Genomic DNA, 23,069 nt, shown 5'->3' on the forward strand with positions numbered 1-23,069 from the left:
GCACGGATATGGGGCGGCCGGGCCGGCGATCAATCCGTTACAGGTCGATTACGGCCGCTTCAACTTTGACCTGCATTTTAGCGAGGACACTATCTTCGTTCCTATGACTTATGTCAGTCAATAGGTGGAAGCCCACCGCTCCAGGATTTCGCCCTGCAGCCGGCGGGCACCGGCGGCCCAGGCGCGCGCCTCCGCCGGCGTCGCGGTCACCCGGCGGTCGAGCGCGGCATCCATCGCCGCCCGGCGCGCGGGATCGGCGATGAACAGGACGAAGCCCAGCCTCCGGCCGCTGGCCACCGTCAGCAGCCCGGCCAGCCCCTTGACGTAGGCCAGCGTGCCCGATTTGGCATGGACGCCGGGGGGCAGCGCCTTGCCGTCCTCCTCCCCCGGCAGCAGGTCCCACAGGGCGGGTCCGCCGGCCCGCAGCAGCGCCGCCATCTGCCGCGGCGTGGCGCGCGACCCGGTGCCCAGCCCGGAATGGTTGGCCAGTTGCAGACCGTTCCAGTTCGCCGCTCCAATCGGCTGCCGCGTCAGCCAGCCTTGCAGCAGTCCCGCCGACCGCTGCAGGGTGGTGGCCGACGGATCCAGCCGGCGCGACGCGGCGAGCCCGATCACCTCGGCCGACAAATTGTTGGAATGGCGCAGCAGCCCGCGCGCCAGCTCCGCCAGCGGCAGGCTGTCCAGCACCGCCAGCGCCGGTGCTCCGGATGGCGCCCCACCGGCCGCCCTTCCGGCCACGGGCGCCGGCAGGGCGATGCCGGCATCGGCGGCCAGCCGGCGGAACAGCGTGGCGGCGGCCAGCCCCGGCCGCGCCACCGGCACCCAGGCGGCCCCCGCCTCGCCGGAGGCGGGCGGGGCCATCAGCCAGCGGTCTACCCCGTCCGGCAGCAGCGGAAACCCTCCGCCCGCCGCCATCGGCCGGACCGCGACGCTGTCCAGCGGCAGCCGCCCGGCATCGGCCACCGTCAGCGCGTCCGGCCCGGCAGGAGTGCCGCCGCGCCGCCAGCTCAGCAGGGCCCGGTTGTAGTTCAGCGACAGCGCCCCGACCCCAGTGTTGTAAGGCGCGGCCCAGGGCTGTCCGGAATCGATCTCCGCCAGTTCGGGCAGCAGCGCGGTGTCGTACAGGAACCGCCCCGCCACCTGCCGCAAACCGGCGGCACCGAGGCCGGCCAGCAGCTGCAGCAGCCCTTCGGTCGCCAGGGCCGGATCGCCGCCGCCCTGCAGGATCAGATCGCCGCGCAGCACCCCGCCCTCCAGCGGCCCGGTCCCCAGCAGGCGGGTGGCGAAGCGGTGGTCCGGCCCCAGCAGCGCCAGCGCCGCCGCCACCGTCGGCAGCTTCGCCACCGACGCCGGGATGAAGGCGGTGTCCGCCGCCCGCTCCTCCAGGGCCCGTCCGCTGTCGGGATCGAACAGGAAATATCCGATCGAACCACTTTCTAAACCATTGGTGGCATTCTGCGGTCCCGTAGCCCAGGCGACACGCGCCGGTAGGGCAAGCGCCCCAAGCAGACCGAGAAGCGGTCGGCGGCCCATGGACAGCCGCGATGTGGGACAGGACGGGTTGCTGTCCGATTGTCGGTTTGCGGTCAAGGTCAGGGTCTTTCCGCTTCTGATGTTAAGGTTCATAAAGTATTTTGGTGAAAAATCGCTGGAAATAGCGGGTGGGGACGTAGCCGGACACCATGCCGGGTGGGGGCATGGTCAAGGGGGGACGCTATGGCGATGTCCAAACGGCGCGAAGCGCGCTTCGAGGTGGTGGTCGAACAGGGCGGCAAGCCCAACATCGACGGTGTCTTCGACGACGAGAAGTCGGCGACGGAACGCGCCAACTTTCTGTTGCGCCTTGCCAAGTTCCCGGTGGTGCGCGTGGTGAAGGTCACCGGCACCGGACGGGAGGAGACGATCTTCCAGAAGACCTCCTCCGGCGGCGCCAAGCTGACGAACATTTCGCCGATCGACAGCGCCAACCTCTGCACCGACGTGCTGCAGGTCTTCTCCTTCGACAGCCGGATGACCCTGCTGCGGTTGCTGCGCGGTTATTGGGACGACCAGGGCGTCATTCCGTCCGAACAGCTCCACCGCTACTATCCGTTGCGCTATTTCGAGCGCGAGGCGCTGCTGTTCAACCCCTCGATCAGCCGGCTCGCCACCCTCCAGGCGCCGATGCTGGGGGTGAAGCCGCATGAGCGCTACGACCAGCTCAGCCGCCTGTTCGCGACGCTGAAGGACCTTGCCCAGAAATCGGACACGCTGGCCCCCTTCGATCAGGCGCTGATGCGCGGCGGGGTTTCCGGCCTGCTGCTGGCCGCCGTCGACCGCCCGGCGGAGGAGCGCGACCGCATCGTCACCCACGCCTTCGGCACTCTGTTGGAACCGCACCGCGAATGGGGGGCCAAGCTGACCGCCGTCCTGCGCCTGCACAATGAAGAGGACGGCGAAAGCACCCGGCTGGTCGATGAATTCGCGGCGGAGATCACCGACGGGCGGGAGCCGATCCGCGCCCTGATCGGCTATTCGCCCGACCTCGCCTCCGCCATCCTGGCGCTGCTGGCGGCGTTGCGCGGCGACCTGGACGACCGGCTGCCCCACACCGAACCGCTGCTGGCGCTGTCCAACGCCCTGGCCTCCGACGGGACCGGGCTCGGCTTCGCCCGCACGCGCGAGGCGCTGCTGAATCGCATCCGCGGCGGGCTGGACGGGCTGACCCCGCTGACCCGCACCGGGGCGGCCAGCGACGCCCGCGCCTTCTCCACCATCGTCGACGGCATGATCGCCTTCGACGGCTACATGGGCGGGCCGGGGATGGCGGAGTCGCTGACCCGCCGCGGCAAGACCGTCTGGGCGACCGGCGGCAGCGACCTGCCCTTCGAGGAGACGATGACGCGGCTGGCCGGCCGCTTCAACACGGCGGCGGGGCGGCTCGGCTATCTGCTCGACCTCGGCGCCAGCCCCTACGGCCACAAGAAGATCAGCGTCGTCATCCAGCGCGTCGCCGACGAGTTCAACCGGGTGAAGTCGGCGGCGGAGCTGGCGGCCCCCGGCGCCTCCATCCAGGAGGTGCGCGAAGGGCTGGGCCGCCGCCTGCGCGCCGCCGGCATCCCTCGGGCCCTGGCGGACGGGCTGATCGCCAAGATAGCCGCCATCCCCGACGACCGGCGCGTGTCGGTGACCGGCAGCGGCGTCGTGGCGGGCCAGCGCATGGCGGCCCTGCCGGCTGCCCGGCCGACGGACATGACCGTCGACATGCAGGCGCCGCCGATGCCGGCCGCCCGCCTGACGCTCAGCTACCAGGGCCGGACGGTGGCCCTGCGCGACGCCGGCGAAGACGTCGTGATCGGCCGTGCCGCCGAATGCGGGATCGTGCTGGACCATGCCTCCGCCTCGCGCCGCCATGCGGTGGTGCGGCTGCGCGACGGCGCCTTCACGCTGGAGGATCTCAGCCGCAACGGCACCCGTCTGGTGCCGCAGGACGGCGAACAGCGGCTGCTGAAGCTGGGCGACGTGGCGCCGCTGTCCGGCCGGGGGGAGATCGTCATCGGTTCCCTCGACCTCGGCGAACATCCGGCGCGCATCGCCTGGGATTTGTCCGGACGCTGAAAGGCCGCTCAGTCGCCGGCGCAGGCTTCTGCCGCAAGTTCGGTATTGGCGGTCATCCGGGCGTCCAGCATCGCCACCGCCCACACCGCCAGACCGCCCAGCGCCAGCGCCGCACCGACCCAGCCGGTGGAGGTCCAGCCCAGCCCGGCGGCGATCGCCATGCCGCCCAGCCAGGGGCCCAGCGCGTTGGCGGCGTTGAAGGCGCTGTGGTTCAGCGCGGCGGCCAGCGTCTGCGCATCCTCCGCCACATCCATCAGCCGGGCCTGCAGGGGCGTGCCCAGCCCGCCGCCGCAGCCGATCATGAAGACGACCACCGACACCAGCCAGATATTGCCGGCGGCGAAGGGATAGAGCGCCAGCGACCCGGCGCTCCACAGCAGGACGAAGGCGACGGTCGGCATCAGGGCGCGGTCGGCGGCCCAGGCGCTGACCAGCGTGCCGACGGTCATGCCGGCGCCGAACACCGCCAGCACCACCGGCACCACCGCCGGCGACACCTGCGTCACCTCCATCAGGGTCGAGGCGACATAGGTGTAGACCGCGAACATGCCGCCGAAGCCGATGGCGCCGATGCCCAGCGTCAGCCAGACCTGCCGCCGCTTCAACGCCCCCAGTTCCCGCAGCGGGCTCGACTCCGGATGCGGCCGGTCGTTGGGGGCGAAGATCCAGACCAGCAGCACCGTCAGCAGGGCGAGCAGCCCGACGACGCCGAAGCCCCAGCGCCAGCCCAGCGCCTGCCCGATCCAGTTGGCCATCGGCACGCCGACGATGGTCGCCACCGTCAGCCCCAGCATGGTCCGCGCCACCGCCTGCGCCCGGCGCTGCGGCGGCACCAGCGAGGCGGCGACCAGGGCCGCGACGCCGAAATAGGCGCCGTGCGGCAGCCCGCTCAGGAAGCGGAAGACCAGCATCCAGCCATAGGAGGGCGAAAAGGCGCTGGCCACGTTGGCGGCGGCGAAAACCGCCATCAGCCCGATCAGCAGGGTCCGCCGCGCGATCCGCGCCGCCAGCACCGCGATCACCGGCGCCCCCACCACCACGCCCAGCGCATAGGCGCTGATGACGTGGCCGGCGGTCGGCTCGTCGATGCCCAGGCCCTGGGCGAAATAGGGCAGCAGGCTCATCGTCGCGAATTCGGTCGTTCCGATGGCGAAGCCGCCCATGGCGAGCGCCAGCAGCACCAGCCCGGGATGGGCCGAGGCCAGCTGTGCCCCGGCACGCATGTCGCCGTTATGGCCGGCAGAAGCCATGGTCGTTACTCCGCTGTCGCGCAGGATGGGGACGGGAATGGCCCGGCGGCAGGGAGGGACGGAAAGCGACCGGGGCGAGGTCAGGATATTTGCCGGACCCCCGCTGAGGCAATCCGCCGCAGGCCGTCATTTCCGCAGGTGCGAAATGAGCGGCGGGCATGGCTGGCGGCCGGTTCGTCCCGGCGAAGCGGCCTGTCCGGGCCGCCCGGCCTTGCCAGTCAGGCCACTGCCGCCATCGGCGTCAGGCCGCGCGTCAGGCGCTCCACCTCGCGATCGAACGCCTCCTGATCGGCCTCGGACAGGTCGAACTTCACGTGCAGCCGGTCGTGCTCGCTGGACTTGATCCGGGCGGTCAGCGGGCGGGCCACCCCGTCGATGCGCAAGCTCAGCATCCGGCCGGTCACGCCACCGATCGTCTGGTCCGGCACGCCGGTCAGCATGGCGCCGCCCGCCGACAGGTTGGCGATGGTGGCGCGCATCGGGCCGGCGCCGGCCCCCTCCAGCACGCAGCCGACCGACAGGGCGAAGCGCGGGCGCTGGCGGCGGTCGACATCGGCGGTGGCGGTGCGGACGACGCGGATCAGCACGTTGCGCAGGGCGTCGATGCCGCCGGCCACGTCGACGGCGACCGTCCGCACCTCTCCGGCGCGGCTCTGGGTCGCGTCGGCCTCGGTGGAGACGCGGCCGATGCGCACCGACACCTCCTTCGCCGCGTCGCTGGTCTGGCTGACGGAGCGGGCGATCTCCTGGGTCGCCGCCGCCTGCTCCTCCACCGCCGCAGCGATGGAGGACGAGATTCCGGCCACCTCGTCGATGGTTTCCGACACCTCGCCGACGGCGCCGACGGCCGATGCCGTCACCGACTCCACCTCGGCGATCAGCGATCCGATCTCCTCGGTCGACCGCGCGGTCTGGCTGGCGAGGTTCTTCACCTCGTTCGCCACGACGGCGAATCCGCGCCCGGCCTCGCCGGCCCGCGCCGCCTCGATGGTGGCGTTCAGCGCCAAAAGGTTGGTCTGGCTGGCGATGTCGCCGATCAGACGGGCGACCGCGCCGATCCGCTCGACCGAGGCCGACAGCCGTTCGATGGTGGACCGCGCCAGCCCGGCCCGTTCCACCGCGCGGCCGGTCACCCGCGTGGCGGCGGACACCTGCATGCCGATGTCGCCGATGGACGCCGACAGCTCCTCCGTCGCGGCGGCGACGGTCTCGGCATTGCTCAGCGCCTGCTGGGCGGCGGCGGCGACGTTCTGGGCGTTGTCGCTGACCTGCACCGCCGATTCCGCCATGGCACCGGCATTGCTGCTCATGCGGCTGGTGCGTTCGGCCACATGGTCGACGGCGACGCGGGTCTCGCGCTCCACCTTCTCCGCCATCGACTCCAGCGCCTGGCGCCGCTCCTCCTCGGCGCGGCGGCGGGTCTCCTCCTGCGCGGCACGCAGGCGCGCATTCTCCTGCGCGCCCTGCTGGAACACGCGGACGGTGTCGGCCATGTGACCGATCTCGTCCCGGCGCTCGGTCAGGCCGACCTCGACCTCCAGGTTGCCGCCGGCCAGCGCCACCATGGCGCGGCGCAGCCGCTCCATCGGGCGGATCATCGCCGCTTCCAGGAAGACGACGCAGGTCGCGGCCATCAGCAGGATGGCCAGCCCGGCGCCGATCAGGGTCCGGCGCAGCCCGTCCGCCGACTCGTGCACCGCCTCGATGTCCGCGGTCAGTTCCGTCAGCCGGTCCGAACTGACGGCGACCACGCTGGCGCCCAGCGCCTCCAGGCTGTCGCCCATCGCGTCGGCGACCTGATCGAACTGGCTCATGATCGGGTTGCCGGCCGCCGGGCCGCCGTCGACATAGGCCTGCGCCATGCGCCGGCCCATCTCGTAATAGGGGCCGAAGGCCTTGTGGGTGCGCTCGATCTCCGCCACCACCTGCGGCAGCTTCAGCGACCGCGCCAGTTCGGTGGCCTTGCCCGTGTGCTCCGCGAACCGGCGGGCGTAATCCGCCGCCTTTTCCGGCCCGTCGTTCATCCCGTCCAGCCCGCGGGTGGCCGACACGTCGGTCAGCCACTGCTGCGTCTGCGCCACGTCGAACCGGATCTCGCCCACCAGCGACACCAGGGGAATGATGCTGCCGACCACCTCGTGCGTCTCGCGCTGGACGTCGGACAGGCGATCGGTCTGCCGCCCCATGTCGCGCATGGTGAGGACCGAGGACAGGCCGACCGCGGCGAAGACGAACAGCGCGACCGCCACAACCTTCGCCCGGATGGAAATGACGTGGAGAATGTTGCCGGCAGCGATCATGTTGAGGACTTCACTGGTTAAGAGTACGAATGATCGGCAGCGGCCAACCACCACGCACTCTAGACCTTCCAGGCCATCCCGTCACCGATAACACTGATAATACTAAAGATCTGCGACCGCAGGTCGCTGCTTTTCCTTGAGAAATTACCTCATCCACATCCTGAAACAAAGTAATCGCCGGCAGGATGTTTCATTTCCTCATACCGTCGCATGTTCGGCTTCCCTGCCGGCCGCCGGCTGGTTATGGGACGACAGCGCGTCCAGCGTGGCATCGGCGACGGTGCCGAGCGCTTCGGCCAGCGGATCGCCGTCGGGGCAGCCGCCAAGGCTCTGCACCCGCTGTTCCAGCAGCGAGGCCAGACGGCTGAGCCGCACGGCGCCGACGTTGGCCGCGGTTCCCTTCAGCGTGTGGGCCATACGGACCAGGGGCGCCCCACCCCGTCCCGCCCCATCGCGAATCGCGGCCACGCTGTCGTCCACCGTCCGCCGGAAGGCGGTCACCGTCTGGATCCAGGCCTCGTCGCCGATCACCGAGCGCAGCGAGTCGGCCTGTTGGGCATCCAGCAGCGGCGCCGTGCGCCAATGCTCCGGGTCCCTAACGCCGGACGATGGGGCGCCGGGCGATGAGGCACCGGGCGATGACGCGGAGGATGGTGCAGGTGGCGGGACGGGCGGCGGCAGGGTGGCGGTCCGCGCCGGGGAGGACTGCTCCGGCTCCCCTTGCGGCGGCGCAGTCCGGTCCGGTCCGGCGCCCGCCCCATCCTCCGCCCCATCCTCCTGCGCCCGCGGCGCGGCGGCCGTCCTCAGCACGTCATACAAGTCGGCCGACACGATGGGCTTCGTCAGATAGGCGGTCATGCCGGCGGCGAGATATTCGGCGCGGTGGCCGGGCATGACATTGCCGGTCAGCGCGACGATCGGCAGGCGGGACACCTCGCCCGGCATGGCACGGATGTGCCGGGTGGCGGTGACGCCGTCCATCACCGGCATCTGCACGTCCATCAGGACGAGGTCGAAGCCGCCCTCCTCCACCAGCCGCACCGCCTGCAGCCCGTCCTCCACCGCGGTCACGCGATGGCCGGCGCGGCGCAGCATGGTGACGACGATGTCGCGGTTGATCTCGTTGTCCTCGGCCACCAGCACATGCAGGCTCGCCGACGCTGCCGACGGCAACGGGGCCGCCCCGCCCTCCGCCGGCACCGGTTCCGGCCCGCAGGGCACGGAGAGCACGCCGGCCGACGGATCGGCGGCGGGTTCGCAGCGGACGGTGAACCAGAAGGTGCTGCCCTTGCCCTCGGCGCTGGTCACGCCGATTTGCCCGCCCATCAGCGTCACCAGCTCGCGGCTGATCGCCAGCCCCAGGCCGGTGCCGCCGAAGCGCCGGGTGGTGGAGCTGTCGGCCTGGGTGAAGCGGCGGAACAGGGTCGGCTGCACGTCCTCCGGGATGCCGATCCCGGTGTCGGCCACCTCGAACCGCAGGAAGAAGGTGCCGTCCGCCGACACCTCCCCCTCCTGCCCGACCCGCACGGCGACGCCGCCGCGGTGGGTGAATTTCAGCGCGTTGCCGACCAGATTGACCAGCACCTGCCGGATGCGGCGCAGGTCGGCGCGCACACGGTCGGGCACGGCGGGCGCCACCTCCCGCGTCAGGATCAGGCCGCGCCCGCAGGCGGCCGGCTCCAGCAGGTCGATGCTGTCGCCCAGCACGGCGCGCAGTTCGAAATCGACCGGCTCGACCTCCGCCTTGCCGGCCTCCAGCTTGGACAGGTCGAGGATGTCGTCGATGATCTGCAGCAGCGCGTTGCCCGACCGGTTGGCGACGTCCAGCAGCTGGCGCTGGTCGTCGTTCAGGTTCGGCCCGTCCACCAGGGCGAGCGCGCCCAGAACCCCGTTCATCGGCGTGCGGATCTCGTGGCTCATCGTCGCCAGGAACTCGCCCTTGGCGCGGTTGGCCTGATCGGCCGCCTCCTTGGCGCGGCGCAGGCTGGCCTCGATCTCGCGCTGTGCGGTGACGTCGCGCAAAGCGCCGGTGACATAGCGGCGGTCGCCCTCGCGCCAGCCGGCCAGCGTCACCTCCAGCGCGAACTCGCTGCCGTCCTTGCGGCGGCCGGTCAGCTCCCGCACTTCCGACCGCGGGACCGCGGCGTCGCTCCCGCGGTAGGTGGCCAGCAGCCCGTCATGCACCGCGCCGACCGCGCTCGGCATCAGCCGGGTCATCGGCCCGCCCACCACGTCGGCGGCGCGGTAGCCGAACAGCCGCTCCGCCGCGCGGTTGAAGGCGTCGACGGTCCCATGCTCGTCGATGGTGACGATCGGCTGGCCGACCGCCTCGAACATGGCGCGATAGCGCGCTTCGCTGGAGGCCAGCCGGTTGGCGGCCATCTCCCGCTCGGTGACGTCGGTGGCGGAGCCGCGATAGCCGCGGAAATGGCCGTCCTGGTCGAAGATCGGACGGCCGCTGACGCTGAAATAGCGCAAGCCGGCCGCCGTCATCACCCGGTAGCGGAAATTGCGGAACGGCTCCCGCCGCTCCATCAGCTGGCGGTGCCGCTCCCACCTGGCGGAATCCCCCGGCTCGCGCAGGGCGACATCCTCCCGCCGCAATCCGATGGGCAGCGTGCCGTTGGCGACGTGCGGCACCAGCGGCCCCGCCAGATGGGAGAATCGCAGGTCGGCGTCCATCTCCCAGAACCAGTCGGAGGCGGTCTCCGCCTGATCGCGGAAGCGTTCCTCGCTCTGGGCCAACCGGCGGGCCAGTGCGGCGAGCCGCGCCGTCTGCCGCGTCGCCAGCAGCGCCATGCCGACCAGCACGAGGCTGCAGGCCGCCGCCGCCAGCAGATAGAGCCGCTGCCGCGTTCTGGTGTCGGCCAGGAAGGACGCCTCGTCGAAGGCGGCGATGACGATCAGCGGATAGGTCGTCAGGGTCCGGAAGGACTGGAGGCGCGGAATGCCGTCGATCACGCTGGCGACGCGCAGGAACCCGGTGGGCTGGCGGCGCGCCATCAGCAGGACCGGCGATTCGCCGACATCCCGGCCGACGATGCGGTCGTTCATCTGCAAACGGGCGCGCAGGATGCCGTCGGTGCCGATGATCGCCACCGCCCCGTTGGGGCCGACGTCCAGCTCCTCCAGCGAGCGGCTGAAATAGAAGGGGTCGATCGACGCGACCAGCACCCCGGCGAAGCTTCCGTCGCCGTTTTCGACGCGCCGCGTCAGCTGGATCGACCATTTGCCGGACGCCCGGCCGAACACCGGCTTGCCGATGAACAGCCCGGCATTCGGGTTGTTGACGTGGACGCGGAAATGCTCGCGGTCGGCCAGACGGACGCGGGCCGGCGCATCCTCCACGCTGGTGTGGATGAGGTCGCCATGCCCGTCGATCACCGCCAGCTGGAGCAGGATGCCCGACCGCTCCACCGCCTGGCGCAGCATGCGGGTCAGGCCGGGGTTCCAGCTGTCGCCATGCTCGTGGAAGTCGTCGATCAGGAACAGCAGGATCTGGTCGGCTTCGGCCATGGTCCGGGTCGCCTGCTCGGCGACGACTCGGGCGAGGTTGCCGCTGTCGCGCTCCGCCCGCGCCATCGCCTCGGCATTGTCGTAATGGGCGAGCGCAAGGGCGGTCGCCCACAGCCCGGCGGCGATCACCAGGGTCGCCGTCCAGATGGCGGCGATGAAGCCATGCAGATGAAAGCGCCCGCCCATCAGCGCCGCTCTCCCACATCGTCCGCGTGCCGCGGACCGCCTGCATCGTCCGCGTGCCGCGGACCGCCCGCGGCGAGCGCCGCCACCCCGCGCGCCAGCCGCGGCAGATCGACCGGCAGCGGCAGCAGCAGGTCGGCCGGACCGCCGGCCTCGGCCCCCAGCCCCGCCGAAGCGGGGCCAGCCGCGGCATAGAGGACGCAGGGCAGATCCGCCCGCAGCGCTTTCAGGCGGCCGGCCAGCGCCCGGCCAGCCGGAAGCGCGCTCAGTCCCGGCCCGATCACCACCGCATCGAAGAAGCCCGGCTCGTCGGTGACGACCTCCAGCGCTTCGCGGAGATCCTCGCAGACCGAAACCTCGAACCCCTGCCGCTCCAGCCCGGCCTGGAACCGGTCGCCGGATGCCGGATCGGCATCCACCACCAGGATCTTGTATGTCGGCGCGACAAGGTGCCGCGCCGGGGCTTTCGCCGCGCGCGGGAAGGACGCCGCCGGGGCCGGTAACTGGGACTGAGCCGGCGATGCGGCGGGGATGTGGAGCCGCACCGCCATGCCCTCCGCCGGGTGGGTCAGCAGGCTGAGGCCGCCGTCGTGGCGCCGCGCCGTCTGCAGGGCCGCCGGCCAATGGGCATCCTCCTTCCCGGCCGTCTGGCCACGGCGATAGCAGCTGCGGACGGCCAGCAGGGGATCGGCCAGCCCCGCCAGAACCTCGTCCGCCAGCGGCGGGCCGTCGATCCGCAGCTCGAACAGGGCGTGCGGCCCCGGCAGCGGCGTCAGCAGCGGGCGGACGGTCCAGCCGGCCACGGCGGCGTCGGCATCCGGATCGTCCGCGTCCGCCGGGAAGAAAGCGCGCAGGCAGAGCCGGGCGTCGCCGCCCCTGCCGGTGGCGGCGAGGATCTCCACCGCCAGTCCGGCCAGCGTCCGCGCCAGCAGGCCGGCGTTGCAGATGGGGTCGGGCGTACCGGCGTCATGACGGATGGAAAGGCTGCCCGGCGGCGCCGGCACCGAGCGCAGGAGCGTCGCGGCCTCGTCCAGGACCATCCCGGCCGGTTCGGGCTTCAGGTTGACCGGCTCCGTCCTGGCTTCCGCCACCAGCCGGCGGAGGCCGGAGCGGGTGCGGTCGACGGCGACGACGACGCGGCCCGCATAGTTGGCCTGGGCCGAGCCCTCCGGCAGGTCGCAGACGAGGAAGTCGGCATAGCCGGCAACCGCGCCCAGCGCGTTGTTCATGTCATGGACGATGGCGCCGGCAAGGTCGGCCCGGGCATCCATCGCCGCGATCTGCTGGCTGCGCAGCCGCTGGTTGGCCTGTCGGCCGCACTCCCGCAGTTCCTCCTCGAGTGCCGCAATCGCGGCGGAGCTATCCGCCACCGGCACGTCCTGCCTGTCGGCCGATGCGGAGGGAAGCGGTTCGGGATGGGCCTGCGGCCTTTCGTCTCCGACCGCAAGGCGGCGCGCGCTCCGGATCGACAGAAGCGTCAGCCCGCCCGCCGCACCGCTGCCGGCCGCCATCAGGGGAAGCAGCCAGGGCAACGCCTCGCGCACAGGGTCGAGCGCGGACAGCAGAAGCACCGCCGCTCCGGCCAGCGCGGCGAGTGCGGGCGCGGGCGCCGCCATGCCGCTGCCGGAAACGCCGGCCGGAACCGCCGGAACGGTTCGGCCCGCTCGCGGCCCGGACAGGGAATGGTCGGATGGGCTCATCAGCGACTCGGGTTGCAGCGACTCGGAATGCGGCCGCATTGCGGTTGTGCCCGCCCCTGCGGCGCCGAACGAAAATGGACGACCAGGGCAGAGCGAACAGGAGGTGACCATAGCAGAAAGGATGGGATCATGCTGCTGGGACCACCCCTATACGGCCCCCTATGCGACCCCACATGCGACCATGCCGCTCATCCACCGCAGCCCGGACGGGCGGCGGGTCAGGTCGACGCTTCGTTCAGGCTGCGCGACAGCAGGCCGGCCTGCTGGGCGCGGCGCACGGCGTCGGTGCGGTTGCGTGCCCCCAGCTTGCGCAGGATGCGGCGGGTGTGCAGCTTGACCGTCACCTCCTGAAGGCTGAGGTGCCGCCCGATCTCCTTGTTGGTGGCACCGGTGGCGAGCATCGACAGCACCTGCTGTTCCCGGTCGGTCAGGGGGGACGACGGCGCCCCCTCCCCCTCCGGGGAGGGGCCCTCGCCCTCCTCCGCCTCGTCGATGTCGAGCGACAGGTCGGTCATCTGCATCAGGTCGAGCGCCACGCATTTCGGCACGAAGCTGCCGCCTTCCGCCACCAGACGCAGGGCCTGGGCCAGGATGCGGCGCGGCGTGGTCTTCGGCAGGAAGGCTTCGGCGCCGCAGCGCAGCACCTCCAGCGCGGTCAGCGCATCCTCCGCCCCGGTCACGACGGCGACCGGCCCCTGGACCCCCGACCGGCGCAGCACGCTGATCGGGTCGCTCCCCTCCGCACCCGGCATGCGCCAGTCGAGAACGATGAGGTCGTACCGGAAGACCGCGGCGGGGGCATCGTCGTCCGGGTTCCGCAAGACGGGCAGTTCCAATAACGAACCGATGCAGCCGACTTCCGCATCCGGCCACGCCTGACGGATCGACAGCTCGAGCGCGTCCCGGAACAGGGGATGGTCGTCTGCCACCAAGATCTTCATCAACCAGCCTCCGCCGCCCTCGGCCAACGCTCATCCCAAGGTATCAATACTCCCTGTTATGCCGTCCGAAATCTTAAGTTTTCGTGGCTTTGCCATATTTCACGTCAGTCATATTCCGCGGCCGCGGCCGGCACGGTTATTTCCCCGATCGCGGGATAATATCCCCACTATCCCATTTCCCGCCTCCGCTATCCCAGACACAGCGGGTGCGCGCGCCGGTGGACGTCTATGGTGAGGCTTAGCGAATTCCATCCGGCACGACCAGCCGGTGTGCGGCGGAAGACGGAAGCGGCGACCATGGACATGACCCTTTACGAGCTGCGGCCCAAATCCGCTCCCAAACCCGCGCCCGCCGCCGCTTCCGCCGGTTCCGTCCTGCTGGTCGACGACGATCCCGATTTCCGCGAGATGGCGCGCATCGCCTTCCTCCGCGCCGGCTACCGCGTGCTGGAGGCGGAGAACGGCAATGCCGCGCTGGCCATCATGGCCGTCCATCCGGTCGATCTGGTGGTGACCGACATCATCATGCCGGAGGCAGACGGGTACGAGGTGATCCTGCGGCTGAAGGAGCAGAAATCGCGCCCGCCCCTGATCGCGGTGACCGGCGGCAGCCTGCGCCTGCGGATGGAACTGCCGGGGATGGCCCGGCTGCTGGGTGCCGAGGCGGCCTTCGAAAAGCCGGTCGACCTGAAGGCCCTGCTGGCCGAAGCCGGCCGGCTGATCGCCGCCCGCAAGGCGGCGGAAGGCAGGATTGCCGAACACAAGAGCGGCGAACACGAGGCGGAGGCCGCAGGGTGAACATCCTCATCGTCGATGACGACCGCACCAACCTGTTCATCATGGCCGCCATCGTCCGGCGGCTGGACGATGCCGAACCGGTCTCGATGGAAAGCCCGCTCGACGCCGTCGAGTGGCTGCGCGGGAACGAGCCTGACCTGATCCTTTTGGACCAGATGATGCCGGACATGGACGGCATGGAACTGCTGCGCCACATCCGCGACGATGGGCGGCTGGACAATGTCCCGGTGGTGATGGTCACCGCCAACACGGCGGTCGACATCCGCGTGCGGGCGCTGGACGAGGGTTGCAACGATTTCCTGACCAAGCCGGTCGTCGTGCCGGAGGTGCAGGCGCGGCTGCGCAACCTGCTGGCCCTGCGCCAGAGCCGCGCCCTGCTGCGCGACCGCGCCGCCCTGCTGGCCGACGAGGTGGAGCGGGTGACCGCCGTGCTCCAGCGCCAGGGGGAGGAGCTGGTCAAACGCCTGTCGCGCGCGTCCGAATACCGTGATCCCGAAACCGGCGCCCATATCGAACGGATGGCGCTCTATTCGCGGCTGATCGCCGAAGCGGCCGGCTGCGGCGGCGCCTATGCCCAGGAGCTGATGAAGGCGGCGCCGATGCACGACATCGGCAAGATCGGCATTCCCGACATGATCCTGCTGAAGCCGGGTCGCCTGACCCCGGAAGAGATGACAGTGATGCGCCAGCATGCCGCCATGGGTCATCGCATCCTGGCCAACAGCGACATCCCGCTTCTGCGTCTGGCGGCGGAAATCGCGCTCAGCCACCATGAGAAATTTGACGGAACGGGCTATCCCAACGGCGTGGCCGGGACCGCGATCCCGCTGTCCGGCCGCATCGTCGCCATCGCCGACGTGTTCGATGCCCTGACCTCCACCCGCCCCTACAAGCGGTCATGGACGCTGGAGGAGGCGCGCGCCTATCTGGTCCAGAACCGTGGCCTGCATTTCGACCCGTCCCTGCTCGACGCCTTCCTGTCGCGCTGGGACGATGTCTGCAGGATCCACCACGAGAACGCCGACGAGCTGCCGGCGCTCATCCCCGAAGAGGCGTGAGGCCCCGGCAGGACCGCTCGACGGCACGCCCTCAGTTGACGATGCGCCAGGTGCCGTCGGGTTGGAGACAGGCGGTGCCGTAGACCGGCTGCGACCGGCCGCCGACCATGGCACGGCTCTGGTATTCGCGGCATTGCTGACCGCTGCGCGAATAATAGACCGGACCTGCCGGATCGACGCCGAGCGCGGCCGGCGGCGGCTCGTAGTATCGGACCGGCGGAGGCGCATAGACGACCGGCGGCGGCGCGTAATACTGCACCACCGGCGGGGGCGGAGCATAATAATGGTAGGGGCGGTAATAGCCGTAGCCCGGGAAAACCGGCCCGATGCCGATGCCGACCGACACCGACGTGCGCGCCTGCGCCGCTCCCGGAACCGACATCACCGCGGCGGCGGCCACGGCCGCCAGCATCACAGCACCCAGGGCGACCGCCCTCCGCACCGTCTTCATCATCTCTCTCCCGCCACGACGCGAGGCCGCTGTCCCGCCGATCGCATGGCTCCGGCAGGCATCATACACCGGTCCCGCGGCGCATCACAGGGGCTGCGCGCGAGACCCGGTCGAGGGCGGTATGCAGGACGATCAGATGTCGAGCGGCAGATTGTCGGGGTCGAAGCCCAGCTGCTCCACGATGGCGCGGGCGAGCGGGATGCTGGTCTCGAACCGCCATTCGGCCATGCCGGGGCGGTATTCCGACACGTTGGGCCGGCCGTTGGCGAAGCGGCGCGGGTGCAGCTCGTACCAATAGATGTCGCTCAGCGACACGCCCTGTTCCTGCGCATAGGCCTCGGCAATGCGGGGCCAGTCATTCACGGCCGGCTGGGGCGACCCGGCCGCCTTGGCGATGTCGGTCTGTTCCAGGAAAGCGACGATGCGCTTCCCCTCGCGCTCGAAATCGGCGACCCGGATGGTGACGGGCTGCTTTCCTTCACGCTGATAGGTCCACTCGCGGTTCTTCTCGACCAAGGCCTTGTCCACGGCAAATGCTCCGGTTTACTCCTGCAAAGGCTAACCGACCGGCCCGCCTTAAGCCAACTGTTCCGTTGCCTTATCCGAACAGGCACGGCGCATCGCAGCCGCGTGCCGTCCGGCAAGGCAGATCGCAGGTTACCAAAGCACGCTGTTTTTTCTTTGTATACGGGAATTGTGACGCCCGACCTGCGCCGGGCGCCTCGTCGCTCCTCTCCCTCAGTATCCGTCCTCAGTAGCCGCCATCAATATCCAAGCGTCATGCCGTCGGGGTTGCGCGGGTCGGAATAGCCGTACAGCCCGTCGTCGCGCAGCTGGATGGTCTGGGTGCGGCCCATCGTCGGCTTCACCGCCACCTTGTGGCCCATCTGCTCCAGCAGACGCACGGTGTCGGGGCTGAGACCCTTCTCCACCCGCAGCTCGTCGGGGGTCCACTGGTGATGGACGCGCGGCAGGGCGGCGGCCTCGGCCGGGTTCATGTTGAAGTCGATGTGGTCGATCACCGTCTCCATCGTGGTGGTGATGATGCGGCTGCCGCCGGGGCTGCCGGTGACCAGCCAGGGCTTGCCGTCCTTCAGCACGATGGTCGGCGACATCGAGCTGAGCGGCCGCTTGTAGGGCTGGACGGCGTTGGCGTCGCCGCCGACCAGGCCGAAGGCGTTGGGCACGCCCGGCTTGGCCGAGAAATCGTCCATCTCGTTGTTCAGCAGGATGCCGGTGCCCTCGGCGACGATGCCGCTGCCGAAATTGAGGTTCAGCGTGTAGGTGGTGCTGACCACGTTGCCCTGGCTGTCCGCCACCGAGAAATGGGTGGTCTGGTCGCTCTCGTAGGGCGCCGGCTTGCCGGGCTTGATGCTGCTCGCCGGCGTCGCCTTCTCCGGATCGATCTTCGCCGCCAGCTCGTCGGCGTATTTGCGCGAGGTCAGGCCCTTCACCGGCACCTTGGTGAAGTCGGGATCGCCCAGATATTCGGAGCGGTCGGCATAGGCGAGCTTCATCGCCTCCGCCATCAGGTGGATCGCCTTGGCGCTGTCGGGGCCGTAGTCCTTCAGCGGCCAGCGTTCCAGGATGTTCAGCATCTGGATGATGTGCGTCCCGCCGGAGCTGGGCGGCGGCATCGACTTGACCGTATAGCCGCGGTAGGTGCCGCTGACCGGCTCGCGTTCCACCACCTTGTAGGCCTTCAGGTCCTCCTTGGTGATATAGCCGCCATGTTTCGCCATTTCCGCCGCGATCTTGTCGGCGATGGCGCCTTCATAGAAGGCCTTCGCCCCCTGCTGGGCGATCATCTCCAGCGAGTTGGCGAGGTCGGGGTTGGCCAGCGTCTCGCCGGCGGTCAGCGGCCGGCCGTCCTTGAAGAAGATGGATTTGGTGGCGTCCCACGCCGCCAGATGGTCGCGCTCGACCTCCAGCAGGCCGGCCAGCTGCGGGGTGACGGTGTAGCCTTCCCGCGCCAGCTTGATCGCCGGGGCCATCACGTCGGCCAGCTTCATCGTGCCGTATTTTTCCAGCGCATGGGCCAGCCCGGCGACGGTGCCGGGGATGCCGACCGCCAGATGGGTGTAGAGCGAGCGGTCGGGGACCACCTTGCCCTGCTGGTCGAGATACATGTCGCGGAAGGCCTTGGCCGGGGCCATCTCGCGGAAGTCGATGGCGACGTCCTTGCCGCTCTTGGCGTCATGGACGACCATGAATCCGCCGCCGCCGACATTGCCGGCGTTCGGCAGCACCACCGCCAGGGCGAAGCCGACGGCCACCGCCGCATCGACCGCATTGCCGCCGCGCTTGAGGATGTCGACGCCGATCTCGGTCGCCAGCCGGTGTTCGGAGGCGACCATCCCGTTCTGGCCGCGAACCGGATAGAAGATGTCGTAGCCGATGTCGTAGCGGACCGAGGCCGGTGCGGAGGTGGCCTTCTGGGCGAGCGCCGGCACCGGCAGCACGAGTGCCGAACCGACGCAGAGCGCCGCCAACGCCGCAACGGCGGAACGGGATCGAATAGCGGGGAACCACATGCGGTGAATCTCCTGAGCGGGACGTCAGGTCGGGGGCCGCAGCCCGGGGGAAGGCAGGATGTCACACCCGCCTTCCCCGGTCTTCACCCCGTCGCTGGTCTGCCCAACAATTCACCATCAGGGTTAATGGCGTCGCGCATTCCCGTGAATGGAATGCGACAGACGGTGAACGGATCCGATCCGGCGTGGCGCCGGTCAGTAGGTCTCCGCCATGCGCGAATGGCCGACATGACCCGACTCGCCATAGGAGCCCTGGGGGCCGTCATGGCCCAGCCGGTCATGCTGGTGGCCGGACAGGCGTTCCTTGACCGGGCAGTGGCCGCTCATGCCGCGGGCGACCAGGGCGGCGCCGACCAGCCCCATGATGGCGCCGGGAATGCTGGCGCCCTTGCGCAGGCCGCCCGCCGCGACGGCGAGGCCGAGACCGGTCGAGACGATGCGCTCGCCCATGCCCAAGTTGGTGTTGCCTTCGAACACGCTGTCATAAGCGTCGCGGATCGTGGATTGGGCGTTCATGGCTGCTCCGGGGCTGAAATGGACTGGGACCGCCCTTCCAACGCCGTGACGCCCCTTCCTGTTCCCTTAGGAGACCATACGGGGCCGCGCTCAGCCCTCCACCGCCGCCATGTCGCGGATGGAGCGGACCAGCCGGGACGGCTCGATCGGCTTGGACAGCACGGTCAGCTCCACCTCCTGCGCCGCGGCGGTGGAGGTCAGATCCTCGGCATAGCCGGTGACCATCAGGATCGGCGTCGCATCGCGACGGGCGCGCAGGGTGCGGGCCATCTCCAGCCCGGTCATCCCCGGCATCATGTGGTCGGTGACGATCACGTCCGGCCGGAAGCCGTGGTCGAGCAGGGAGAGGGCCGCCGCCGCGTCGGCCGCCTCACGCACCGCGAAACCCGCCTGTTCCAGATAGCCGGCGGTGGCGCTGCGCACCAGCTCCTCGTCATCCACCAGCAGGACGGCGCAGCCCTCGCCGATGCCGGCCGCGTCCGGCCTCGCCGTCTCCGGCGCCGGAGGAGCCGCGGATCCGACGGAAGGAGCATCCGCCTCCTGACGCGCACGCGGCAGATAGAGCGTCACCGTGGTGCCCAGCCCCTGCCGGCTGTCCAGCTCCACCCCGCCGCCGGACTGGGTCGCCAGCCCGTGCACCATGCTGAGGCCTAGCCCGGTGCCGCGCCCGACCTCCTTGGTGGTGAAGAAGGGTTCGAAGGCGCGGGCCTGCACCTCGGCCGGCATGCCGGTGCCGGTGTCGCGCACCCGCAGCACGACATAGTCGCCGGCCGCCATCCCGAGCACGGGCCCGGCGCCGACCGACCGGTTGCCGGCCAGGATCCACAGCGTGCCGCCGCCGGGCATGGCGTCGCGGGCGTTCAGCGCCAGGTTCAGCACCGCCATTTCCAGCTGGGTCGGGTCGATCATCGCCGGCCACAGGTCGGGTGCGACCTCCGTCTCGATCCGCACCGACTGGCCCAGCGTGCGGCCGAGCAGGCGGCTGACCCGCTCCACCAGCGCCGCGACGTCGACCGGGACCGGGCGAAGCTGCTGCCGGCGCGAGAAGGCCAGCAGATGCTGGGTCAGGGTTGCCCCCCGCTCCACCGCCTGCAGGGCCAGCCGCGCCGGTCCGGCGATGCGCTCGTCTTCGGTGCGGCTGTCGATGACATGCAGGTTGATGCCGATGGCCTGCAGCAGGTTGTTGAAATCATGGGCGACGCCGCCGGTCAGCTGGCCGATCGCCTCCATCTTCTGGCTCTGGCGCAGGGCGTGTTCGGCCTGCTCCCGGCCTTCCACGGCGCGGCGGGCGGCGTCCATCGCCCAGGTCGCCGCCTCGTACGCGCTGAACTGGCGGGCCAGCGCCCACAACGACAGCAGCAGCGCCGCGATGCCGGCGGTTCCGGCGGCGCCGATGGTCCAGGCCTGGATGCGCCACTCGCTCAGCACCGCGTCCAGCCTGCGGGTGACGTTGACGACCAGCGGATAGTCGGCCAGCGCCCGCGTCGCCACCAGACGGGCGCCGTCGTTCAGCCCCTTGGCGGACAGGAAGACGCCGGACTTCGCGCGCTCCAGCACCGTCAGGAACTGGCGCTGGCCCACCGCCCGGCCGATGTCCGGCATCATCGGATGGCGGGCCAGCAGGATGCCGTCGCGCCGCCACAGGCTGATGCTGCCGTCGCCGTCCGGCTGCAGCGCCTTGTAGATCCGCTCGAAATAGCTCAGTTCGATGGCGCCCAGCACCAGCCCGACGAAACCGCCGTCCGGGCCGCTGATCCGGCGGGCCAGATAGATGGTCCAGCTGCCGTTGCCGCGGTTGCGCACCGGTTCGCTGATGAAGGGCTCGTCGGTATCGTGGTCGCGCAGATAGGCGAAATAATCCCGGTCGGACACGTTGACCGGCGGAATCGGGTAATAGCGCGAGAAGTTGATCAGGTGGCCGTCGGCGGCGATCATCGTCACCGCGTCCAGTTGCGGCAGTCCGGAGATCCGCGCCCGCAGCATCTGGTAGGTGTCGCGCCCGCCCATCCGGCGGACATAGTCTTCGGGCGTGGCGATGCCGTCGGTCTTCAGTTGATCGATGATCGTGGTCAGCACCAGATCGACGCTCTGCGTCGCGCTGGCCGTCTGTTCCGCCAGCGACAGGTTCAGGGTGGACAGCTCGCGCTCCGCCCCCGCCAGTTCGCGCTCGCGCATGCTGACGATGTAGTGGATCGTCGCCGTCAGCAGCACGGCGACCGACAGCCCGCCGATCAGCAGCAGGATGCGCAACGGCCGGCTGGCGCGCAGATGGGCCAACCAATGATAGGCCGGCGGAACCGGCGTGCCACCGTCCGGCTGCGCGGTCCTTTCGGGAGAGATCAAAGCTTGCCTATGGTTTGGTGACGCACCGATCGACCGGAATGATCCAAAGGCCATAACGCCGCGTCAAGCTTGTCAAGGTTAATAGGACCTTGACGATTTCAGACTCCAGACCGCTGCCCCGCGGCGGGTACGAGCGGTCAGGCCCGCGCCCGCACCGGGGACGGCAGCTTCAGAACCGACAACGCCAGCCCGGCGAAGACCAGCAGCCCGCCGGCCAGCTTCGCCGCGGTGAAGGTCTCGCCCAGCAGCAGCGCGCTGGAACTCATGCCGAAGATCGGCACCAGCAGCGAGAAGGGGGCGACCAGGCTGGCCGGGTAATGCCGCATCAGGAAGCCCCAGGCGGCGAAGCCGAACAGCGTCGCCGCCGCCGCGATGTAGACCAGCGAGCCGACCCCGACCGGCGTCAGGGTGGTGAAGGCATGGACGATGCGGTCCGGCCCTTCCAGCGCCAGCGACATCGCCAGCAGCGGCAAGGGCGGGATCAGGCTGACCCAGACCATCAGGCTGAACAGGTCGGGCGCCTTGGCCTGCTTCATGACGATGTTCGACACGCCCCAGGCCGCCGCCGCCGCCAGCGTCAGGCCGAGGCCGAGCAGCGAATCGCCCGCCGGCATCTCCAGCGCGATCAACCCGACGCCGGCGAAGGCGACCACCATGCCGCCGATCTGCCGAGGCCCCGGCCGGTCGCCCAGCACGAAGGCGGCGAAGATGGCGGTGAAGAAGGCCTGCGCCTGCAGCACCAGTGAGGCGAGCCCCGCCGGCATGCCGACGTCGATACCGAGGAACAGCAGCGGGAACTTCACCACCCCCAGCATCACGCCGATGCCGATCACATAGCGCCACGCCACCGGCGGCCCCTTGCCCCAGCCCAGCACCACCACCGGCAGCGCCGCCAGCGCGAAGCGCAGGCAGGAGAAGAGCAGCGGCGGGAAATCGCGCAATCCGACCTTGATCGCGACGAAGTTGAAGCCCCAGACGGCGGCGACCGCCACGGCGAGCAGGATGTGGGAAGCACGCATGATTGGGAGGCTAAACGGGCGCCGCGGCGGCGGTCAATCGGCGGCAGGGCGCGCCTGCCGCGTGGCTGACCTGCGCCCCGCAACCACGGGCAGGCATCACGAATCCGCGTGCAGGATCCGGCATTCGTCCGACGCGTTGATCGCCCAGGACGATCCACCCAGCAGCATCGTGCCGAGTTCCCCCAGCCCGCTGCTGCGGAAGCTGACGCGGTGGGCGCGGGCCAGCGGCTCCATCTCCTCCAGAAAGCCTTTGGTCGGCACGGCGACATAGAGGCTGCCGTTGGGCAGGCCGCGGGCGCTCAGCGACAGGCGCGGTCCCATGTCGGCGCTGACCGTCAGGTCATAGCGTTCGCCGGGCTTCACCACGGCCCCGCTGTCCGACGGGGTGAAGCCCGACAGGATGAAGCCCGATTCGACGGAGGCGGTGCGGAAGCTCAGGCGCGGCGCGGCGTTCTGCCCGACCGGAATTCCGCGCTCGGCGACGCAGAAGCGCTTGCCGCTCGGCGGCGAGTGGACGGTGACGGTCCAGCCCTTGCCGGAACCGAAGGGCTTCGCCGGCCCATCCTCCAGCCCGGCGGCGGGCGGCGGCGAGGCCGGCGGCGGCGGCACGGTCTCGCAGGCGGCGAGCGCCAGCGTCAAGCCGGCCAGCAGGGCAAACGGCGTCGCCGCCCGGACGGCGCGGCGGTCCATGAAGGCCGGCCGCAGTCGGGCGACGGGTGCAAGGTGCGGCCGATCCATCGCGGCGTCCTCCCCATCCCTGGTCATGATGCGGCGACTTCCATACCACGTTCGCATGCGCCAGCGCGACGGTCGCGGGAAGCCTCCGGCCTGTGCTAGAACCAGGGGCCCCTCTCGCAGCAAAT

General features: G+C 70.3%; 16 protein-coding genes. 3 read left to right on the forward strand and 13 right to left on the reverse strand.

The window, feature by feature from the left end:
- Positions 1-117 precede the first annotated feature (117 nt).
- Positions 118-1,533, reverse strand: a complete 1,416-nt coding sequence (locus tag TSH20_RS19040) for a D-alanyl-D-alanine carboxypeptidase (RefSeq protein ID WP_247871391.1) — start codon at positions 1,531-1,533, stop codon at positions 118-120.
- 183 nt (positions 1,534-1,716) lie between these two features.
- Between TSH20_RS19040 and TSH20_RS19045 the strand changes: the two genes are divergently transcribed.
- Positions 1,717-3,597 (forward strand): FHA domain-containing protein, encoded by a 1,881-nt coding sequence (locus tag TSH20_RS19045; RefSeq protein WP_109076184.1) that lies wholly within the window; start codon positions 1,717-1,719, stop codon positions 3,595-3,597.
- An 8-nt stretch (positions 3,598-3,605) separates the two neighbouring features.
- On the opposite strand, the gene TSH20_RS19050 is transcribed toward TSH20_RS19045, so the two are convergent.
- The 5 genes from TSH20_RS19050 to TSH20_RS19070 form a co-directional block, all read right to left on the reverse strand.
- Positions 3,606-4,847, reverse strand: a complete 1,242-nt coding sequence (locus tag TSH20_RS19050) for an MFS transporter (protein ID WP_199232013.1) — start codon at positions 4,845-4,847, stop codon at positions 3,606-3,608.
- Between the two features lie 218 nt (positions 4,848-5,065).
- Positions 5,066-7,147: a methyl-accepting chemotaxis protein gene (locus tag TSH20_RS19055; RefSeq protein ID WP_247871392.1), complete on the reverse strand. Its 2,082-nt coding sequence runs from the start codon at positions 7,145-7,147 to the stop codon at positions 5,066-5,068.
- Positions 7,148-7,345: 198 nt separating this feature from the next.
- Positions 7,346-10,849: a PAS domain S-box protein gene (locus tag TSH20_RS19060; RefSeq protein WP_109076185.1), complete on the reverse strand. Its 3,504-nt coding sequence runs from the start codon at positions 10,847-10,849 to the stop codon at positions 7,346-7,348.
- The gene (locus tag TSH20_RS19065) at positions 10,849-12,546 is read right to left on the reverse strand and encodes a response regulator (protein WP_109076219.1); all 1,698 of its coding nucleotides are present in this window, start codon (positions 12,544-12,546) and stop codon (positions 10,849-10,851) included. The genes TSH20_RS19060 and TSH20_RS19065 overlap by 1 nt, the downstream gene beginning before the upstream one ends.
- A gap of 218 nt (positions 12,547-12,764) precedes the next feature.
- Complete coding sequence (locus tag TSH20_RS19070) at positions 12,765-13,487, reverse strand: response regulator transcription factor (RefSeq protein ID WP_109076186.1); 723 nt, start codon at positions 13,485-13,487, stop codon at positions 12,765-12,767.
- Positions 13,488-13,784: 297 nt separating this feature from the next.
- On the opposite strand from TSH20_RS19070, the gene TSH20_RS19075 reads away from it, so the two are divergent.
- Positions 13,785-14,285, forward strand: coding sequence for a response regulator (locus TSH20_RS19075; protein WP_109076187.1), 501 nt, complete (start codon positions 13,785-13,787; stop codon positions 14,283-14,285).
- Positions 14,282-15,343, forward strand: a complete 1,062-nt coding sequence (locus TSH20_RS19080) for an HD domain-containing phosphohydrolase (protein WP_109076188.1) — start codon at positions 14,282-14,284, stop codon at positions 15,341-15,343. The genes TSH20_RS19075 and TSH20_RS19080 overlap by 4 nt, the downstream gene beginning before the upstream one ends.
- A gap of 31 nt (positions 15,344-15,374) precedes the next feature.
- Here the strand turns inward: TSH20_RS19080 and TSH20_RS19085 are convergent, their stop codons facing one another.
- The 7 genes from TSH20_RS19085 to TSH20_RS19115 all read right to left on the reverse strand — a co-directional run bounded on the left by TSH20_RS19085 (position 15,375) and on the right by TSH20_RS19115 (position 22,971).
- Positions 15,375-15,797: a hypothetical protein gene (locus TSH20_RS19085; RefSeq protein WP_247871700.1), complete on the reverse strand. Its 423-nt coding sequence runs from the start codon at positions 15,795-15,797 to the stop codon at positions 15,375-15,377.
- Positions 15,798-15,926: 129 nt separating this feature from the next.
- Entirely contained in the window at positions 15,927-16,322 is a 396-nt protein-coding gene (locus TSH20_RS19090; RefSeq protein ID WP_085092067.1) for a hypothetical protein, read from the reverse strand.
- A gap of 236 nt (positions 16,323-16,558) precedes the next feature.
- Positions 16,559-18,328: a gamma-glutamyltransferase gene (ggt, locus tag TSH20_RS19095; RefSeq protein WP_109076190.1), complete on the reverse strand. Its 1,770-nt coding sequence runs from the start codon at positions 18,326-18,328 to the stop codon at positions 16,559-16,561.
- 195 nt (positions 18,329-18,523) lie between these two features.
- On the reverse strand, positions 18,524-18,844 hold the full coding sequence (locus TSH20_RS19100) for a DUF2892 domain-containing protein (RefSeq protein WP_109076191.1): 321 nt from the start codon (positions 18,842-18,844) through the stop codon (positions 18,524-18,526).
- Positions 18,845-18,934: 90 nt separating this feature from the next.
- Positions 18,935-21,121 carry a hybrid sensor histidine kinase/response regulator gene (locus tag TSH20_RS19105; RefSeq protein ID WP_158282019.1) on the reverse strand — a complete coding sequence of 729 codons (2,187 nt, stop codon included), beginning with the start codon at positions 21,119-21,121 and terminating at the stop codon, positions 18,935-18,937.
- A gap of 203 nt (positions 21,122-21,324) precedes the next feature.
- The gene (locus tag TSH20_RS19110; RefSeq protein WP_109076193.1) at positions 21,325-22,206 is read right to left on the reverse strand and encodes an EamA family transporter; all 882 of its coding nucleotides are present in this window, start codon (positions 22,204-22,206) and stop codon (positions 21,325-21,327) included.
- 96 nt (positions 22,207-22,302) lie between these two features.
- Complete coding sequence (locus TSH20_RS19115) at positions 22,303-22,971, reverse strand: hypothetical protein (protein ID WP_247871701.1); 669 nt, start codon at positions 22,969-22,971, stop codon at positions 22,303-22,305.
- Positions 22,972-23,069: the final 98 nt, after the last annotated feature.

Source organism: Azospirillum sp. TSH20, assembly GCF_003115935.1.
GTDB lineage: Bacteria > Pseudomonadota > Alphaproteobacteria > Azospirillales > Azospirillaceae > Azospirillum.

Excerpts from the sequence above, each read along its gene's own strand:
- ggt (WP_109076190.1), bottom strand. The coding sequence starts at position 18,328 with ATGTGGTTCCCCGCTATTCGATCCCGTTCCGCCGTTGCGGCGTTGGCG.
- TSH20_RS19055 (WP_247871392.1), bottom strand. The coding sequence starts at position 7,147 with ATGATCGCTGCCGGCAACATTCTCCACGTCATTTCCATCCGGGCGAAG.
- TSH20_RS19070 (WP_109076186.1), bottom strand. The coding sequence starts at position 13,487 with ATGAAGATCTTGGTGGCAGACGACCATCCCCTGTTCCGGGACGCGCTC.
- TSH20_RS19065 (WP_109076219.1), bottom strand. The coding sequence starts at position 12,546 with ATGAGCCCATCCGACCATTCCCTGTCCGGGCCGCGAGCGGGCCGAACC.
- TSH20_RS19110 (WP_109076193.1), bottom strand. The coding sequence starts at position 22,206 with ATGCGTGCTTCCCACATCCTGCTCGCCGTGGCGGTCGCCGCCGTCTGG.
- TSH20_RS19075 (WP_109076187.1), top strand. The coding sequence starts at position 13,785 with ATGGACATGACCCTTTACGAGCTGCGGCCCAAATCCGCTCCCAAACCC.
- TSH20_RS19085 (WP_247871700.1), bottom strand. The coding sequence starts at position 15,797 with ATGATGAAGACGGTGCGGAGGGCGGTCGCCCTGGGTGCTGTGATGCTG.
- TSH20_RS19060 (WP_109076185.1), bottom strand. The coding sequence starts at position 10,849 with ATGGGCGGGCGCTTTCATCTGCATGGCTTCATCGCCGCCATCTGGACG.
- TSH20_RS19100 (WP_109076191.1), bottom strand. The coding sequence starts at position 18,844 with ATGAACGCCCAATCCACGATCCGCGACGCTTATGACAGCGTGTTCGAA.
- TSH20_RS19040 (WP_247871391.1), bottom strand. The coding sequence starts at position 1,533 with ATGGGCCGCCGACCGCTTCTCGGTCTGCTTGGGGCGCTTGCCCTACCG.
- TSH20_RS19045 (WP_109076184.1), top strand. The coding sequence starts at position 1,717 with ATGGCGATGTCCAAACGGCGCGAAGCGCGCTTCGAGGTGGTGGTCGAA.
- TSH20_RS19115 (WP_247871701.1), bottom strand. The coding sequence starts at position 22,971 with ATGACCAGGGATGGGGAGGACGCCGCGATGGATCGGCCGCACCTTGCA.
- TSH20_RS19050 (WP_199232013.1), bottom strand. The coding sequence starts at position 4,847 with ATGGCTTCTGCCGGCCATAACGGCGACATGCGTGCCGGGGCACAGCTG.